Origin of the sequence: Clostridium sp. AM43-3BH (genome assembly GCF_003479985.1) — a bacterium.
GTDB lineage: Bacteria > Bacillota > Clostridia > Lachnospirales > Lachnospiraceae > Otoolea > Otoolea fessa.
Map to the genome: position 1 here is coordinate 174,454 of NZ_QUIH01000002.1, position 16,185 is coordinate 190,638.

General features: G+C 46.6%; 18 protein-coding genes. 13 read left to right on the plus strand and 5 right to left on the minus strand.

Translation table 11 applies throughout. The features are described 5' to 3' along the window. Nucleotide 1 precedes the first annotated feature (1 nt). The 6 genes from DW931_RS04170 to DW931_RS04190 all read left to right on the plus strand — a co-directional run bounded on the left by DW931_RS04170 (nt 2) and on the right by DW931_RS04190 (nt 4,118). Nucleotides 2–355, plus strand: coding sequence for a cysteine-rich VLP domain-containing protein (locus DW931_RS04170; RefSeq protein ID WP_117461326.1), 354 nt, complete (start codon nt 2–4; stop codon nt 353–355). Between the two features lie 179 nt (nt 356–534). Further along, the gene (locus DW931_RS04175) at nt 535–1,494 is read left to right on the plus strand and encodes a hypothetical protein (RefSeq protein ID WP_117461327.1); all 960 of its coding nucleotides are present in this window, start codon (nt 535–537) and stop codon (nt 1,492–1,494) included. A 13-nt stretch (nt 1,495–1,507) separates the two neighbouring features. After that, nucleotides 1,508–2,092, plus strand: a complete 585-nt coding sequence (locus DW931_RS04180; protein ID WP_117461328.1) for a hypothetical protein — start codon at nt 1,508–1,510, stop codon at nt 2,090–2,092. A 12-nt stretch (nt 2,093–2,104) separates the two neighbouring features. Then, nucleotides 2,105–2,269 (plus strand): hypothetical protein, encoded by a 165-nt coding sequence (locus DW931_RS15870; RefSeq protein ID WP_014080207.1) that lies wholly within the window; start codon nt 2,105–2,107, stop codon nt 2,267–2,269. Continuing rightward, nucleotides 2,266–2,613 carry a plasmid mobilization relaxosome protein MobC gene (locus DW931_RS04185; protein ID WP_003020363.1) on the plus strand — a complete coding sequence of 116 codons (348 nt, stop codon included), beginning with the start codon at nt 2,266–2,268 and terminating at the stop codon, nt 2,611–2,613. The genes DW931_RS15870 and DW931_RS04185 overlap by 4 nt, the downstream gene beginning before the upstream one ends. Before the next feature lie 158 nt (nt 2,614–2,771). Next, nucleotides 2,772–4,118, plus strand: a complete 1,347-nt coding sequence (locus DW931_RS04190; protein WP_173815476.1) for a relaxase/mobilization nuclease domain-containing protein — start codon at nt 2,772–2,774, stop codon at nt 4,116–4,118. A 201-nt stretch (nt 4,119–4,319) separates the two neighbouring features. On the opposite strand, the gene DW931_RS04195 is transcribed toward DW931_RS04190, so the two are convergent. Further along, nucleotides 4,320–4,679: a helix-turn-helix domain-containing protein gene (locus DW931_RS04195; RefSeq protein WP_054754179.1), complete on the minus strand. Its 360-nt coding sequence runs from the start codon at nt 4,677–4,679 to the stop codon at nt 4,320–4,322. Between the two features lie 246 nt (nt 4,680–4,925). Between DW931_RS04195 and DW931_RS04200 the strand changes: the two genes are divergently transcribed. From DW931_RS04200 to DW931_RS04235, 7 genes are all read left to right on the plus strand, one after another. Further along, nucleotides 4,926–5,609, plus strand: coding sequence for a response regulator transcription factor (locus DW931_RS04200; protein ID WP_117461330.1), 684 nt, complete (start codon nt 4,926–4,928; stop codon nt 5,607–5,609). Next, the gene (locus DW931_RS04205; protein ID WP_117461331.1) at nt 5,606–6,637 is read left to right on the plus strand and encodes a HAMP domain-containing sensor histidine kinase; all 1,032 of its coding nucleotides are present in this window, start codon (nt 5,606–5,608) and stop codon (nt 6,635–6,637) included. Before DW931_RS04200 ends, DW931_RS04205 begins: the two co-directional genes overlap by 4 nt. A 141-nt stretch (nt 6,638–6,778) precedes the next feature. Beyond that, a complete protein-coding gene (locus DW931_RS04210) occupies nt 6,779–7,444 on the plus strand; it encodes an ABC transporter ATP-binding protein (protein ID WP_005335790.1) in 666 nt (221 codons plus the stop codon). Nucleotides 7,445–7,459: 15 nt separating this feature from the next. After that, on the plus strand, nt 7,460–9,970 hold the full coding sequence (locus DW931_RS04215; protein ID WP_117461332.1) for an ABC transporter permease: 2,511 nt from the start codon (nt 7,460–7,462) through the stop codon (nt 9,968–9,970). A gap of 580 nt (nt 9,971–10,550) precedes the next feature. Beyond that, nucleotides 10,551–10,961, plus strand: a complete 411-nt coding sequence (locus DW931_RS04225) for a sigma-70 family RNA polymerase sigma factor (RefSeq protein WP_014080198.1) — start codon at nt 10,551–10,553, stop codon at nt 10,959–10,961. Nucleotides 10,962–11,430: 469 nt separating this feature from the next. Beyond that, nucleotides 11,431–11,697 (plus strand): DUF6870 family protein, encoded by a 267-nt coding sequence (locus tag DW931_RS04230; RefSeq protein WP_007884026.1) that lies wholly within the window; start codon nt 11,431–11,433, stop codon nt 11,695–11,697. A 118-nt stretch (nt 11,698–11,815) separates the two neighbouring features. Then, complete coding sequence (locus tag DW931_RS04235; protein WP_046438251.1) at nt 11,816–13,498, plus strand: recombinase family protein; 1,683 nt, start codon at nt 11,816–11,818, stop codon at nt 13,496–13,498. 44 nt (nt 13,499–13,542) lie between these two features. Here the strand turns inward: DW931_RS04235 and DW931_RS04240 are convergent, their stop codons facing one another. The 4 genes from DW931_RS04240 to DW931_RS04255 all read right to left on the minus strand — a co-directional run bounded on the left by DW931_RS04240 (nt 13,543) and on the right by DW931_RS04255 (nt 16,103). After that, nucleotides 13,543–14,805, minus strand: a complete 1,263-nt coding sequence (locus tag DW931_RS04240; protein WP_118482009.1) for a HAMP domain-containing sensor histidine kinase — start codon at nt 14,803–14,805, stop codon at nt 13,543–13,545. After that, on the minus strand, nt 14,781–15,470 hold the full coding sequence (locus DW931_RS04245; RefSeq protein ID WP_008120506.1) for a response regulator transcription factor: 690 nt from the start codon (nt 15,468–15,470) through the stop codon (nt 14,781–14,783). The genes DW931_RS04240 and DW931_RS04245 overlap by 25 nt, the downstream gene beginning before the upstream one ends. Nucleotides 15,471–15,710: 240 nt before the next feature. Beyond that, entirely contained in the window at nt 15,711–15,884 is a 174-nt protein-coding gene (locus DW931_RS04250) for a DUF262 domain-containing protein (protein ID WP_227589609.1), read from the minus strand. 3 nt (nt 15,885–15,887) lie between these two features. Next, nucleotides 15,888–16,103 carry a helix-turn-helix transcriptional regulator gene (locus tag DW931_RS04255; protein WP_055166464.1) on the minus strand — a complete coding sequence of 72 codons (216 nt, stop codon included), beginning with the start codon at nt 16,101–16,103 and terminating at the stop codon, nt 15,888–15,890. Between the last annotated feature and the right edge of the window lie 82 nt (nt 16,104–16,185).

Below are 16,185 nucleotides of genomic sequence, written 5' to 3' on the forward strand. Positions count from 1 at the left end.
TGTGGGCCGAGAACTGACCCGGACAGAAAAAGCGGCAATCCGCAGGCTGGTGTCAAAATGGTGTGCCAACTATGACCGGGACTGCGGCTGCCTGCCGCTGGATTGCGAGTGCTATATGTTTGGGAAATGCTGGACAGGGGCTTATTGCCGCTACTTCCGCGAGGCAGTTCTGCCCCTTGATCCGGCGCTGGAGGCTGCGTTGCTGACAGAGGGGCCAAGGCCGGATTTCAAGGCTTGCCCGGTATGCGGCAGAGCCGTGGCTCCTGATGGACGGCAAACCTATTGTTCGGCGGCCTGTGCAAAGGCGGCACACCGCAGACAGCAGCGGGAATATATGCGGAAAAAACGGAGCTGATGTGTTGACAATTAGACCATCACAAATCCGCTTGTAGCAAGGCTTTTTAAGGCCCTTTTCTGCGGAAGGCGTATGTTTCTACGTCCGCCCCTGTTTCCGTGAGATGCTGTCAACATTTTAGCTGCCGGGGCTTTGGGACAATTTGTCCCAAAGTTCCGGCTTTTGTGGAAGGAGGTACTATGCCGAAATATTATCCGATCAATGAAGAAGCCGCAAAGCGGGCAAAAGATATGAACAGCTTTTCTGACTATCAGCCGGGCTCCGCTACGGCGGGCTACCGGGCAATGGTCGATGAAGCGTATGCAGCGGCGGAACGCCAGAAAGCCCGTGTCGATCCAATGTACCATGATAAGATTGACGCGCTGGTGGATCGCTATGCCCGGAAACTTGCGGAAAATCTGAATGAACGCAATGTGATTGATGCCCGGGTGCCCTCTATTCTGATCTCCGGGGGCGGCAATTTCCCTGTGACAAAAAAGCACAAGCAGAACGCCGCCCGGGATCGCAACTATGGAGAGTATGCGGAGATTTCAAAGCTGCTTGATAAAATCCGCTCTGTTGGAATGGGTGGGATCAGCGCGGATGACGATCTGGCCGTGGAAAAGCTGACAAAAAAGCTGGAGGGGCTGGAGTCCCTGCAGGCCACCATGAAGGCAGTCAATGCGTATTTTCGGAAACACAAAACGCTGGACGGCTGCCCGGAGCTTACGCCGGAGCAGGCCGAAAAGCTCAAAGCAGATATGGCGCAGTCATGGCACTTGGACAAAAGCAAGCCATACCCCGCCTATCTGCTTTCCAACAACAACGCCAACATCCGCCGTGTGCGCCAGCGCATTGAGGAACTGAGCAGCCGCTCCGAGTTTGCTGGCTGGACATTCCCCGGAGGCGAGGCAAAAATCAACGAGGCTGAAAATCGTTTGCAGCTTATTTTTGAGGAAAAGCCCGATGCCAATCAGCGGCAGGAACTGAATAGCAACGGCTTTAAGTGGGCTCCCAGCCAAGGGGCATGGCAGCGGCAGCTTAACCAGAACGCCATCCGTGCTGCGGCCCGGATAGACTTTCTGCGGCCCGAGGACAGTACAAGCCCCTATCAGCTCCAGCCGTTTGTGAAAAGAGAAAACAAAGAAATGTCTCGATGATGGGAGGTGTACTATGGACAAAAATCAAGGCTACGCCATTTTGAAGGCGGTCATGCTGGAAAATGGACGAGGATTTGTATTGGGCGAACATCCCACCGCGCCATCCCGCTATGTCACATGGGCCTGCTATGATGACAAGGACGGCCAGCGGCAGTATGAATGGGGTCACTATGGAAATGACCGCACCGCGATGGAACAGGATTTCACAGACCGGGTGCAGGACTATCAGCGTATTTATAACGTCGGGATCAGGCAGACCGAGGCTCCCGGCCTTTACAAGTATTATTCGACCCAGCGGCCTGTGGACATCGGGACATTCCCGAAGCCGCCTTATAACAAGCCGGATGAAATCTTCAATTACGATCAGCGCATCCCGGTGGAAAATGGCTCGTTCTTGGCTTGGGGCTATCTTACCTATACCCGCCCGCTAACGGAAAAACAGGCATCCGACTATGAGCTGCGTCCTGCGCCTGATAATCCCGACAGGCCCCGTCCGATTGCCGAGCAGATGAAAAATGCGGCAAAGTTGGCGGAGGCAGATCGCGGCCCGGAGGCACTGGTTCCCCAGCGCAGGCAGCCTGACCGTGGCGATAGATAAGGAGGAGCGTGTATGGAAAAGAAACGTGAACAGGAATTGTCTGTACTGGAGGTGCTGCGCCTGCACCGTGAATTTCATTTGCCGCACCCTGTTCCGGCAGACGAACAGGAAAAGCCGCTGGATAAGGTAAAGGAGCCGCCCCGCGCCTGCCGCAGCCGGGAGCGTGAGGAGCGATGACAAAAAAGCGCCGCCGTCCGATCCATCTTCATGTGATGGTGTCGGAGGCGGAGCAGGCCCTGATTCAAGAACGTATGGCGGAGGCTGGCATCCGTAATATGGGAGCCTATATGCGGAAAATGGCCCTGAGTGGGTATGTGCTTCATGTTGACCTTTCGCCTGTTCGTGAGCTGGTTTCGCTCCAGCGGCGCTGCTCCAACAATCTGAACCAAGTGGCAATTCAGGCCAACACCTACGGCGCAATTTATCCCGAAGAACTCGCAGCCTTACAGCGGGACTATGCTGCTTTGTGGGGGCCGCTGTCTGATCTTTTGAAACAGCTCTCCGCGCTGGTAGAGCTCTGACCCGTCCGGGGAGTGGTTGATACCGCTCCCCGGCTTTTTCTACTTCGGGACAAAGTGTCCCAAAGTAAAAATACTGTTTGCCGGAAGGAGGAATTTTTACGGCGACCACCTACATCCGCCCTTATAAAACAGCGGCGGGAAAAAGTGCAATTCAAACGATGGAGGATCGTTTCACCTATGGCCTAAACCCGGAAAAGCTGGGAGCCGTATCTTCCTATCTCTGCGATCCGAACACGGCTCCCGCCGAGTTTCTTCTGGTAAAAAGTCAATACCTTGCAGAGACAGGCCGGGCCGTGTCTCGCGGGGCCCTGTTCTTTCAGATCCGGCAGGCGTTCCTGCCCGGGGAGGTTACGGCGGAAGAAGCAAACCGTATCGGCTATGAAACGGCGATGCGCTGGACAAAGGGAAAGTATCAGTTCTTCGTCTGTACGCATACCGACAAGGCCCATATCCACAATCACATTTATTTCAATGCGACGGCCTTTGACCGCTCCCGGAAATTTCATAATTTCATTGGTTCGTCCTTTGCCCTGCGGCGGCTCTCTGACCGCGTGTGCATCGAACATGAATTGTCTGTTATCCAAAATCCGTGCCAGCACAGCAAGGGTCGTTTTCTCCACTATGGACAGTGGATCGGAGAAAAGCCACCCTCTGCCAAGCAGCGGGTGCGGCTGGCTGTTCTCGCCGCTTTGGAGAAAAAGCCCACGGACTTTGCCGACTTTCTCCGTCTCATGGAGGAGTCCGGCTTTGCGGTGAAACATGGGCGGGGCGGTGTCATCTCATTCCTTGCACCCGGGCAGGAAAAACCGACCCGGCTCCGGGCTTCTACACTTGGAGTTGGATTTGACCCGGAGGACATCAAGGCGGTAATTGCCGGGGAACGTCCACTCCCCAAACTGCCCGAGGAGCCCACGGTTCCGCCACGGCGAGTTAATCTCATCATCGACATTCAAGAGCGTATGGCCCAAGGCAAGGGCCCGGCCTATGAACGATGGGCCAAGGTCTACAACCTAAAACAAATGGCCGCCGCGCTCCAGTATTTGCAGGAGCATCATCTGACAGACTATGCGGCACTGACGGCCAGCACCGAGGCTGCGGTGGATCACTTTCACAAGCTGTCTGACGAGCTCCGCACAACGGAGGAGGCTCTTTCCAAAACCTCGGAGCTGATGGCTGCCACGGTGGACTATGCCAAGACTCGCCCGGTGTTTGATGGATACAAAGCTGCGCGGTACAGCAAAAAGTATCTGGCCCAGCACGAAGCGGAGCTTGCCACTTACCGGGCGGCAAAGGATACTATGAACACCATACTGAACGGCGCAAAGCTCCCTAAGATTGAAGCACTAAAAAAATCCCGCCGTGAGCTGGCGGGACAAAAGAAAGCGCTTTATGCAGAATACCGGGAGGCCCAGCGGCAAATGCGGGAGGCCGTGGCAATAAAAGCGAACATTGATCATCTGCTCGGCATAACAGACGAGCGTGAAAATAAGGCCCAGGAACGATAGTGACGGGCCGCAGACTACGGTGCAGCGCACCGGGACTTTGGGACAATTTGTCCCGAAGTACAGCGGGTTTGGGGAGCTCCCCAACAAGCATTTTTGCGGGCCCTGCGCCCTGCAAAAATTTCGGAGTGTGGCCACACCCGAATTGCTTGCCAAAACGCGCAACCCGCAACATGGCGCAAAAAACGGAGGTTACGCTTTCTTTTACGTTTCCTCCGTTTCTTTCGATGCTTTCATCGCTTGGATTGTAGCTTCAACGATTTTCAATTCTCTTTCGTCCAAGGCGTTCAACATGGCATCAATCCGCTTCCTGCACTCGCTCCCGCTATTCTGGGACGGGTAAAAGTATTGATCCACCGATATATCAAACATTGTAACCATCTGATAAAAGGTGTTGAAGCTTGGATGCTGACCATCATTTTCATTATACATAATGGTACGCGGAGCGCGGTCAACAATATAGGCCAGTTGCTCCTGTGTCATGCCGCTGGCTTCTCTTGCACGCTTGATGGCGAGCCCTATATCGTGAAAATCAAAGCGTCTTTCATCTCGTTCTATCTTCATAACATCACCTGATATGATTTTACATTTCATGTGATATTATTTGAACGACTGTGTATTTCATACTACTGACTATTTAATTTCACATACGCAAAATTGATGATCGCGGAAATGTGAGGTACAATATACCTATAACTTTGGGACAATTTGTCCCGAAGATCAGAGGTTGGTATCTAAAATAAAATCAGAAATATTGTGAGGTTTCTGTGACATTTGGGTGCTATACTGAAAATGAAGGAGTGTGATACCATGCGAATTTTAGTAGTCGAGGATGATCGGCTTTTGAATAATACTTTATGCTATAACTTGAATACTGCGGGCTATACGGTTGATTCTGCACTGACAAAATCAGTGGCCAGTAGTTTCTTGACAAAGCAGGACTATGACCTGATTGTGCTGGATGTAAATTTGCCGGACGGAAACGGTTTTGACTTCTGCCGGGAAATAAAAGAGCGTCGCCCTGATACCGTTATTATTTTTCTGACCGCAAATGATATGGAAAGCGATATGCTCAAAGGGTATGAACTGGGCGCAGAGGATTATGTGACAAAACCTTTCCCTATGAGCGTCTTTCAAAAGAAATTAGCGGTAGTGCTGGGTAGGCTGACAAAACAATATGGTGGTGATACTTATGAGGATGGCACACTGACCATCAATTTTTCAGAAATGAGTGCTACTCTATCAGGAAAGCCACTTACATTCACCCCACTGGAATATCGACTTTTGAAAATCCTGATGAAAAATCCGCAGATTGTTTTGACCCGGCAAGTCTTGTTGGAAAAGCTGTGGGACGCAGACGGAAATTTTGTGGATGAACACGCTCTGACTGCGGCGATCAGCCGGGTACGAAACAAAATCGAAACACCTGACCGTCAGTATATCAAAACGGTATATGGTATGGGCTATATGTGGATCGGAGGAGTGCTGAAATGAATGTGCGAAAACTTTCCGTCAACAAAGCCTGTATCTTTTTTGCTGTTCTCCTGCTGGTGGCAATGGGGACGGTTTCAGCAGCTTTGTATGGGCTGACCCAAAATATAACCGCTGTCTGGTATGTATTATTGTTCGGCATTTTTGTGCTGGTTTGCGCTGTTTGTTTTATGGTGCTGGTTCGCCGCAAACTGGCAATGTTCTCCGATGCTTTTTGCAGTTTAATGGATGATATGTTATCCGGGAATATGCAGCCGAAACAGACTGTGGAAGAAGAAAGTCTTTTCTATAAAATTGAATATCGGCTGAACCGTTTATATGAAGTCATGCAGGAAAACAAGAACGGCATTGCACAAGAACGGGCTGACCTGCAAGAACTGATTTCCGACATCTCCCATCAGGTCAAGACCCCGATTGCGAACTTGAAAATGATTAACAGCACTCTGCTTGAAAATGAAGTCCCTGTGCAAAAACAAAAAGAGTTTCTAACGGCACAGGCCAGCCAGCTTGATAAACTGGATTTTCTCATGCAGGCTATGATTAAAACCTCTCGTTTGGAAACAGGTGTTATTTCTCTGGAAAAGAAAAGCCAGCCGCTTTATGACACGCTTGCCGCCGCATTGGGAGGTATTCTTCTGAACGCCGAGAAAAAACAGATCAATGTTCAAGTGGACTGCCCGGAGAACTTGGTCGTTTCCCATGACAGAAAATGGACAAGCGAAGCACTGTTCAATATTTTGGACAATGCAGTGAAATATACGCCGGAGGGCGGTCAAATCCGTGTTTCGGTTGAAAGTTGGGAAATGTATGTGAAAATCGACATTGCAGATACAGGCATTGGCATTTCAGAACAGCATCAGGGAGCAATTTTCAAGCGTTTCTATCGAGAGGACATCGTACATGATGTAGATGGAATTGGTATTGGTCTATATCTGGCTCGTGAGATCGTAACCTTGCAAGGCGGTTATATCCGGGTAACATCCGAGGTTGGGAGGGGTTCAACTTTTTCCGTCTTTCTGCCTCGACAATAAAATAAGTACGCTAAAAAACAAAATGTCACAGGCCTATGACATTTGAGCTTTAATTAAACAGAGGTATTTTGTTTCCCGTGACATTTCTGTGAGGTTTACCTTTTATGATAGAGCCATCAAAAAGAAAGGGTGGTGTTCTATATGAACATATTACAAACGACAGATTTGAAGAAATATTACGGCACCGAACCGAACATTACAAAAGCATTGGATGGCGTGACCCTATCCATTGAGGAAGGTGAATTTGTTGCCATTGTTGGTACTTCCGGCAGCGGTAAGTCTACTTTGCTGAACATGATGGGCGGGTTAGATACGCCAACTTCCGGCAGTATTAAAGTAAAAGGGAAAGAATTATCGAAACTCAAGGATGAACAGCTTACCATCTTCCGCAGACGTAACATCGGGTTTATCTTTCAGAATTACAATCTTGTTCCTGTGCTGAATGTCTATGAAAATATTGTCCTGCCGGTGGAGCTGGATGGTGATACCGTGGACAAGCGGTTTATGGATGAAGTCGTGAAAATGTTGGCTCTCGATGGGAAGCTGAACAGTATGCCTAACAATCTGTCCGGCGGCCAGCAGCAGCGTGTAGCGATTGCCCGCGCCCTTGTTTCCAAACCAGCTATTATACTTGCAGATGAACCGACAGGCAATTTGGATAGCCGGACAAGTAGTGATGTTCTTGGTTTGCTGAAAGTTACAAGTCAGAAGTTCCATCAAACGCTTGTAATGATTACCCATAACAATGAAATTGCCCAGCTTGCCGACCGAATTATCCGTATTGAGGACGGAAAAATCGCACAGTGACAGGGGGTGACATTGATGGATGATATTTTATTTGGGAACAATAATCAGGCAACAATCAATCGTCTTGCCAAAAGAAGCTACCGCGCTAATAAGCAGAGAAATGTTTTCGTTACCATCGCATTATTCTTGACCGCCTTTATGATTACATCTGTATTTAGTTTGGGGTGCAGTTATTTTGAAACCTATCAAATGCAGCAAATTCGTGCGATGGGCACGACTGCGGATGTGGCAATTACAAGCCTCTCAGAAGAACAATATGAAGAATTGAGCCGATCCAGCTTGGTATCCGTAGTTGGTGTCAGTCAGAGATTGGGCAGCATTGATACATCTGGAATGGACGATGCCCTGCTGAGTATTACCTGGATAGACGAAACAGAATGGCAAGAACACCGTGTACCAACAATTTCGGATATACACGGAGATTATCCGCAAGCAAAAAATGAAATTATGCTCCCTACATGGGCTTTGCGTGCAATGGGGATTGATGATCCACAGATAGGGATGAATATTTCCCTTTCCTATCAACTCGGAACAGATTATCAATATATCTCCGATGAATTTGTTTTGTCGGGCTATTACACAGATTATTCGGCTTCACGTGCAGGCAACCGTGGTGCCGCTTATGTTTCGGAGCTTTTTGCAACACAAACAGGGCTTCCCTTTGATAGTGTGTCTACCGCAATGATTTCTTTTTCTGATGACAGTAATGCCCTGCGATCCTGTGAAAAACTAAAACGGAAGATTTCGTTTACAGAAAGTCAGTCCTTTGAAATTGTACCTATTGCTCAGAGCAATTCCACCACCATTGTTCTTCCACTGGCTGCTATTATCGTCTTTATCATTATCAGCGGCTATTTGCTGATTTATAACATTCTGTATATCTCAATTTCAAGAGATACACAATTCTATGGACAGCTTAAAACGATAGGCACGACAAAAAGACAAATCAAGCGGATCGTGCGTTCTCAAATATTCAGAACGGCGGTGATCGGTATTCCCAGCGGCCTGATTGTCGGTGGTATTGTTTCGCTTGGACTTGTTCCGTTTGCCATGAATATGATGTACTCAAGCGATACAGACCTTGGGGAGATAGTGTCCTTTTCCCCCATTATTTTTGCGGGTGCCGCAATCTTCACATTTTTTACTGCAATCATCGGCAGCATGAAACCAGCGAAAATAGCTGCAAGTATTTCTCCTGTTGCGGCTTCACGCTATACGGAGGCAAATACAAGGAGTTACCGAGATCATAAGAGCCATAGAACAAAATTATCTCGGATGGCACGAGATAATATTTTTAGAAACCCTAAAAGCGCTTTCCTTACTTTTGCGTCCTTATTTTTAGGCTTAATATTGTTTTTGGTTTCTGCTGGTCTACTATCAAGCCTAAGTCCCGACAATTTTGTAAATCAATGGGGAGAAAGTGATTTCGCATTGACTTACAGCATTTCCGAAGAAGGAAACCTGCTCTCTGATGAAATGTTGCAGCAAATTGAAACAATGCAGGGAATTGAAAATCTGCGCGTCACTTATTCTGCTTCACCGTGGCCCACTATGGATGTCATTTACGACGAAAATGTATTCGGGAAATATATTGATTCCTTGGATGGCATATCAGGTCTTGATTTTTCAAATGCGGAAACACGAAAAAACTATACAGATAATTTTTGGAGCGGCGTTTACGGAATAGATTCCAGATATATCGAAGAACTTAATAAAACGCTTGATAAGCCTATTGACTTAACCGCCTTTGAAAAGGGAGAGTTGGTGGTTTTGTCCGCTATGACGGATGATGAGGGAAACCTATTGATTCAGCCAGGGCAAGCAATCACCGTTGTCGGTGAGTCCGGGGAACAGGTCTTTACAGTGGCAACTGGCTTTCTGGACGCTGATTTTCAGAATGGTCGAGGAAATGAGAGAGGTACTGCCCCTGATTTGTATATCAGTGAGCAGGCAATAGAGAAGTTGTCTGGAGAAACCAAAATCTTTCGGATTGCTTTTGATACGATTGATAGCAGTTATGACAAAGGGATTATGGAGCAGCTTCAATCCATTACTGCTTCGTCACCGGGCATTACGATTCTGTCACGATATGAAAAGCAGCAAGAAATGGCCGGATATTTGCTGACCTCAAGGATTATAGCCGCAGGGTTGTCCGCTGTATTTTTGCTGATAGGAATTATGAATTTCATTAACACAATGGTTGTTAGTGTAAATACTCGGAAACATGAATTTGCAACACTTGAAAGTATAGGAATGACGAAAAAGCAAATTAGAAATGTATTGCTTTGGGAAGGCGGGTATTATTGGAGTATTTCTTTCCTACTGCTTGCCACACTGGGAACAGCGATATATATTCCAATATACTCAGCCTTTAGAAGAATGGTTCCTTATGCAGCTTTTCACTATCCTGTAATTTCTCTGTTGGTTGTCGCAGCTATTGTTTTGCTGGTCTGCTTGGCAACCCCCGTCATAACTTTCATGCAAAATGTTAAGCAAAGCGTTGTAGAGAGACTGCGGCAGAATTAAATATTTGCGATGAAAACCGGGAGATTATTCTCCCGGTTTTTCAAATCTCACAGGTTCGTGAGATTTCAGCCCATTATTCTGTCGAAACAGCGTGTGTCAGTGACATTTCTGTGAGGATTGCTTGTTAAGATAAGCGCAAAAGGAACAAGCTGCCGCACGACGGCAAAAGAAAAAAAGCCGTCGTACAGCAGCCTATCAACACGCCCATTTGAAACGGCGGCTTTGATTTTCAGAGCCGCCGTTTCTTTGCGTCTACACAAACCAATGACGACTTGTAGGGACACGGTAGCCGATGGGAGGTTATTTTGCCGTGTTCATTTTATTATTTCATTGTTCGCGTGATCTGCACCAGCTAAAAAAAGCGTAGCCCCTCCGTCGGAGCAGTCCGGTTTTGAACATGAAATTAAACAGTACATAACCGATAATACTTTTTCGTGCGCTTGTGCGGCCTTGTGTCGCACAGGCGCATTTTGCTTTCCAGACTTCGAGACAAAGTGTCCCGAGGTGCGGTGCCGTTCTCCGCCGTTACTCCATTTCGTTTCCGACCAACCCCGAACAAACTGAAATGGAGGATTTTACGATGACTACTATCAATTTGAAAGATTTTTATTATTGGTACACGCAGGATCAGCTTATCGAAGTTTCTGACGAGGTGGCCGAGGTATTCAAGGCCGATGCCCGCTATGAAATGGCCTACCAGCGGCGGCTCTCCCGGCACAAGGCGCAGTATTCTCTGGACTGCGATGACGGGATTGAATATTCCGCTTGCCTGCATGAGCCGACCCCGCAGGAGCTCCTTGAACGGATGGAAACCTTTCTTCGTCTGTGGAACGCTCTCAATTCTCTGCCGGAGATCCAGGGCCGCAGAATTGACGCACATATCATTCTTGGCAAGTCGATTAAGGAAATTGCCGAGGCCGAGGGCGTACATGAGGAGTCTATTCGCCAGTCGATCAAGCGTGGCCTTGAACGCATGAAAAAAACTTTTTGATTTTTTCTTCTTAACCCACTTGGAATTGATGAAAAAATGTCTCGGTTTATGAGAGGAGGTTTTCTTCCTAACGCGAGGGAATAACGGCAACCCTGAGTAAGTACGTGGAGCCAGACGGTGGGTGCGCGGTGACATTTCCCAAAAGAGATTGAGCGAACAACACCAACACTGTAAATGGGCCCGGCCATCCCAAGGCCATGATCCGGCGCTGAACAGGTTGGCTGCCTGTTCCTCCGGGCTTGTCGCTTTACTTGCGTTGAGAGCGCCGCACAGAAAATAACGATTGTCTTTGGACAGGCCAAGTAAATATGTGCGGCGCTCTCTAATATTCAAAAACTATAATAAACCTCGAGACAAAGTGTCCCAAGGTGGAGTAAGGCAACAGGCCAGCATCCCGGTGGTGCTGGCCTGTTGCGTTTCCCCACCAAACAGCGGGAGGCGTTCTATCAATCTGCGAAGGAGGTTTACCGTGAAATTAACTACACAGGAACTTGAACAAATGAGAAGCGTTGACATTGGCGCGGTGGCTGCCGAGTCCCTGCCTGATGTGAGCGGTATGACCTTTGACAATGCGCTTTCCCGAAAGGAGCGCATCTCTCGATTTTTGCAGACTGTCAAAAATCCATACTGCTTTTGCATCGGTGGTGTTGGCGTGAAAATTGAATTTGCTGAAAGCGGGCCATCTCTCCAAGACAAGCTGACGGATTTCCTGCTGCGGCAAAGAAGCGGGCTGTAACTTCGGTTACAGCTCGTTTTGCTTCTTCGAGACAAAGTGTCCCGAAGTGGAGGCATCCTTGTTGTCCTCCCCGGACAGAGTTATAATATAAGTGTAATGTGATAGGGAAGGAGGAACAATGGCACGAGCAAAAAACAGAGGGTATCAGCAGAGTTTCTCTCCCTCTTACACAATCCGCCGCTGGCGGCTGGGCATCTATATCCGGCTTTCAAAGGAAGATTTGAAAAAAGGAAAAGACGATAGCAACAGCGTAAAGAACCAGCGTGACCTACTGAACGATTTTTACCGACGCAACATTGACGAGTTTGAAAGTATCACGGAATATGTAGATGACGGACATACTGGAACGGACGCTAACCGTGAAGATTTTCAACGGCTCTTGGCGGATGTCATGAGTGGTAAAATCAACTGCGTTATAGTAAAAGACCTGTCCCGCTTCGCACGAAATTATAGCGATGCCGGAAGTTTGATCGACAACCTGTTTGTTCAAATGGGTGTTCGCTTTATCAGCCTTGCTGAGAATGTGGACAGCTACAAGAACCCCGACAGCGTTTCAAATATCATCGTTCCCATTACAAACGTGATGAACGATAATTACTGCTATCAGACTTCCAAAAAGATCCGGCAGGTATTTGATTACAAACGGCGCAACGGCCAGTATATCGGAGCATTTGCTCCTTACGGCTATGTAAAGCACCCAAAGGACAAGCACAGGCTGATTGTTGATCCCGATGCTGCTGAAAATGTCAAACTCATTTTCACAATGCTTATTCAAGGGTCATCAAAACGTGCTATCGCGTTGTACCTGAACGAACACGGCGTACCGAGCCCCTCGGCTTACAAGGTACAAAAGGGCTTGCCTGTTTCGACAAGAGGGTATGACGATCCTATGTGGGGAGCCCGCATGATCCACTCCATTCTTACCAATCCGACCTACACCGGGGACTTAGCCCAAGGCCGGAGCCGGGTGAAAAGCTACAAGGTACACCAGATTGAAGCTGTTCCCCGCGAGGAATGGGTGGAAGTGGCTGGAACACATGAGGCCATTATCGACTATGAAACTTTCGATAAGGTACAGGCTCTCTTACAGCGTGATACCCGTACTTCCCCGAAAGGCCGTGAGGTACATTTATTCAGCGGCTTTCTGAAATGTGCCGATTGCGGGCGGGCCATTACCCGATGCGTTAGCAAGAACAACAATGTATATTATTCTTGCTCAACCTACAAGAACCGTTCCCGGACAGCCTGCACCATGCACTCAATCAAGCATGAACGGCTGGAGGCTGCTGTTCTGTTCGCCGTACAGCATCAGGTACATTTAGCTGTTTCCTACTCAGAAATCGTAACGCAGATCAATTCCGCTCCAATCAAAAAAAGCCAGTCTTACCGACTGGACGATCTGATAGCTGCAAAAGAGCGGGAACTGATAAAGATAACACGCTACAAGCAATCTCTTTATCAGGACTGGAAAGACGGTGAAATCACCCAGCAGGAATACCGGGATATGAAGGCTGACTATGAACGGCAGACTTCTGATATTTCCGCGGTGCTTACCCGGCTGAACGCTGAACGCGCAGAACTGGCAAACGGTGTGGACAATGAGCATCCTGCACTGGTAGCCTTTATGAAGTATCAGAACATTGAAGCCCTCAACCGTGAAATCTTGGTTGAACTTGTGGACTATATCAAGGTCTATGAAAACGGCAATATCAGCGTGAAATTCAAATTTGCTGACGAGCTCCGCAAGATTGCCGAGTACATTGAAATCAACACTACGGAAGATACCGCAGTAGCGGGCTAACCCCCGCTACAAACCCCTTTGACAGTGTGTTTTCCTAATAGGCGCTAATCATATGGTAATTGAATCACAAACATGCTTCCTTTTTTCTTTTTGCCGGAGGTTACCGTAATCGTACCTGCGTGTTTTTCGATAATTTCTCTCGATAGAAAAAGTCCGATTCCTGTACCACTCTTTTCCATGACCTCCTTGGAACTTCCTCTGTAAAATCGTTGAAAAATTTTGTGATACTCATTCTGCGGAATACCAATTCCCTGATCCTCAATTTCCATTCTTACAAGATCGTTTCTTTTTTGTAACCGGATAAATATTTTTGAACCACACGGACTGTACTTGACCGCATTATCCAGAACGTTGATCACAGCTTCACCAAGCCACCTTTTATCCTGCATAATCGTGCATGTTTCCAGCTCTTTTTCATAGTCAAAAACGAATTCAATTTCTTTCTCATCCGCTTTAGGATAAGTGCGGTTCACAGCAGATATGACAGTATCCATAAGCGGAAGTTTTTTCTTATTAATCTGAATCAGTCCAGTTTCCATCTTGGATATTTCAAGAAGCGACTGCAATAATGTCTCCAGTCCATCCAGAGCACTCCGACAACGGATACGAAACTCCTCCTGTTCTGTGGCACTTAAGTCATTCTGCATCAGCACACTAAAACATGTATCCAAAGCTGCAACCGGTGTTTTTAACTGGTGAGAAATATCAGAAACCATTTCTTTCGTGTTCTCCTTTTCTGCCCTTGCTTCTTCCTTTATCAACTGAATATGATGTCCGATTGCTTCAAGCTGGTCATTCAATTTTTCCAGTTCTGCATGATTTTCCGTTTTCAGTAAATCATCAAATTTATTTTCACGGAATCTGATCAGAATTTCTTCCAACTGGTCTAATATTTTCTGATGACACGCATCTTCTGTCTTCTTCCAATAAAATAAAATAATCAAAAGAAGCACGCATATCACAGTGCTTACAGCACCGGTCACCATAACCTGATGCCGGAATTGCGAATAAAATGCATTCCCTTTATTCCCCCAGTATCCATATTGCTCCAATAATCGCCTTCCCTGTTCGTTGGTTTCAATATCCTTATCCTTAAGCAATTCCGAAACAGCATCCAGCCCGGAAAATTTTTCCTTTGCAGCAATCTCTGTCATAAGATTCATTTTATATTTATAATCTTCATAAAACACATACGTGGTAAAGCAATTTAATATTGCAAACAATACTATGACAGGTAATACCAAGGAGAGCACTACTGTAATTTTCTTGCGATATCTCTTTGTCACTGCCTTACCTCCTGATTCCATATATACCCAAGACCTCTGATATTCTTTATATAGACCGGTGCAGCCGGATTGTCTTCGATTTTCTCACGGAGTCTTCTGATATTGACAGCGATTGTATTTTCATCCACAAAATCCCCTTCCAGATCAAACACATTTTCCAATATTTGTGTTTTTGAAAGAATCTGTTTCGGATTCTGAAGAAAAAAAGTCAGCATTTTCAACTCCGTTTTTGTCAGACTGATTTCACGACTCTTTATCAGGACTTTCATTTCTCCTGCGATAAATACGATATCTCCCGAAATCATCTTTCCGGCTTCCGTTTTCTCCTGTCTTCGGCGGAAATGTGCTTCTATTTTCAAAAGAAGTACCGAAAGACTAAACGGCTTTGTAATATAATCATCTGCCCCTGCTTCATATCCCATGACCTGATCCATCTCCTGATCTAGTGCTGTAAGACAAATAATGTATGTATTATAATTGCATCTCATCCACCTTACAAATTCCAGTCCATTCCCATCCGGAAGATTCACATCACAAATGGTAACATCCACATTATTATCACTTGCAATTCTTTTCGCTTTTTTCACTGATTCTGCTGAAAAAACCTCATATCCGGATTTTTTCAGTGAAAATGTAATTCCACGATTTAAATTTTCATCATCTTCAACCACGAGTATACCTGGCATAGCATATGCACCTCTCTTTATTAACTATATATATCAGCTGGGAGATGACTCCCACCTCTATAGGTGGTGAGAAACAAGCTTGTATCAGTGGGGGAGTCAATCCCCCAGCTGATATAGCCTCCGGCAGGATTGCAGAGGTGCGCAGTAGAAGTATGTCATGCAATTGCATGACGCGCACCTCGCAGCAAGAATGCCGAGGCATTCTTGAATTAATATCAGAGTACTGCTTCTTCAATTCTCTCATCGTTTGTATCTCCAAAAGATAAAACAATAGTCTTGCATTACACTGTCAAAAAGTCTCTCAATTTGTGCGGTACTCCATACAAATTCTCTTTGAATTGACGGGAGAACATATTTATTAGCACAAATATCCTTCACGACTTCTGCTATCGTTAATGGTGACTCATATGCCATTGATTATGCCTCCTCCTTTTTTACATATGTGAGCTGAATATCATAACCGAGAGCATCCAGCATCTCTACAAAAGTTTTATTAATAACGCCATCGCCCTTTTTGATGATACGATTTACATATTGTCCTGTTGAACCAATCATCTCTCCCAGCTGTGCCTGTGTTTTTCCAGCTTCTATACACTTGATTTTTACATCTACTTCTATATTATTTTTCAGCATTCGTATCACCTCATCTGAAATTTGTAAAATAACACTAATCGGATAATATTATAACACATCTTTGCTTTCACTTCAATCTACT

Excerpts from the sequence above, each read along its gene's own strand:
- DW931_RS04190 (WP_173815476.1), top strand. The coding sequence starts at position 2,772 with ATGGAGGATCGTTTCACCTATGGCCTAAACCCGGAAAAGCTGGGAGCC.
- DW931_RS04240 (WP_118482009.1), bottom strand. The coding sequence starts at position 14,805 with ATGGAATCAGGAGGTAAGGCAGTGACAAAGAGATATCGCAAGAAAATT.
- DW931_RS04250 (WP_227589609.1), bottom strand. The coding sequence starts at position 15,884 with ATGGCATATGAGTCACCATTAACGATAGCAGAAGTCGTGAAGGATATT.
- DW931_RS04245 (WP_008120506.1), bottom strand. The coding sequence starts at position 15,470 with ATGCCAGGTATACTCGTGGTTGAAGATGATGAAAATTTAAATCGTGGA.
- DW931_RS04235 (WP_046438251.1), top strand. The coding sequence starts at position 11,816 with ATGGCACGAGCAAAAAACAGAGGGTATCAGCAGAGTTTCTCTCCCTCT.
- DW931_RS04185 (WP_003020363.1), top strand. The coding sequence starts at position 2,266 with ATGACAAAAAAGCGCCGCCGTCCGATCCATCTTCATGTGATGGTGTCG.
- DW931_RS04175 (WP_117461327.1), top strand. The coding sequence starts at position 535 with ATGCCGAAATATTATCCGATCAATGAAGAAGCCGCAAAGCGGGCAAAA.
- DW931_RS04180 (WP_117461328.1), top strand. The coding sequence starts at position 1,508 with ATGGACAAAAATCAAGGCTACGCCATTTTGAAGGCGGTCATGCTGGAA.
- DW931_RS04200 (WP_117461330.1), top strand. The coding sequence starts at position 4,926 with ATGCGAATTTTAGTAGTCGAGGATGATCGGCTTTTGAATAATACTTTA.
- DW931_RS04195 (WP_054754179.1), bottom strand. The coding sequence starts at position 4,679 with ATGAAGATAGAACGAGATGAAAGACGCTTTGATTTTCACGATATAGGG.
- DW931_RS04255 (WP_055166464.1), bottom strand. The coding sequence starts at position 16,103 with ATGCTGAAAAATAATATAGAAGTAGATGTAAAAATCAAGTGTATAGAA.
- DW931_RS15870 (WP_014080207.1), top strand. The coding sequence starts at position 2,105 with ATGGAAAAGAAACGTGAACAGGAATTGTCTGTACTGGAGGTGCTGCGC.
- DW931_RS04225 (WP_014080198.1), top strand. The coding sequence starts at position 10,551 with ATGACTACTATCAATTTGAAAGATTTTTATTATTGGTACACGCAGGAT.
- DW931_RS04205 (WP_117461331.1), top strand. The coding sequence starts at position 5,606 with ATGAATGTGCGAAAACTTTCCGTCAACAAAGCCTGTATCTTTTTTGCT.
- DW931_RS04215 (WP_117461332.1), top strand. The coding sequence starts at position 7,460 with ATGGATGATATTTTATTTGGGAACAATAATCAGGCAACAATCAATCGT.
- DW931_RS04210 (WP_005335790.1), top strand. The coding sequence starts at position 6,779 with ATGAACATATTACAAACGACAGATTTGAAGAAATATTACGGCACCGAA.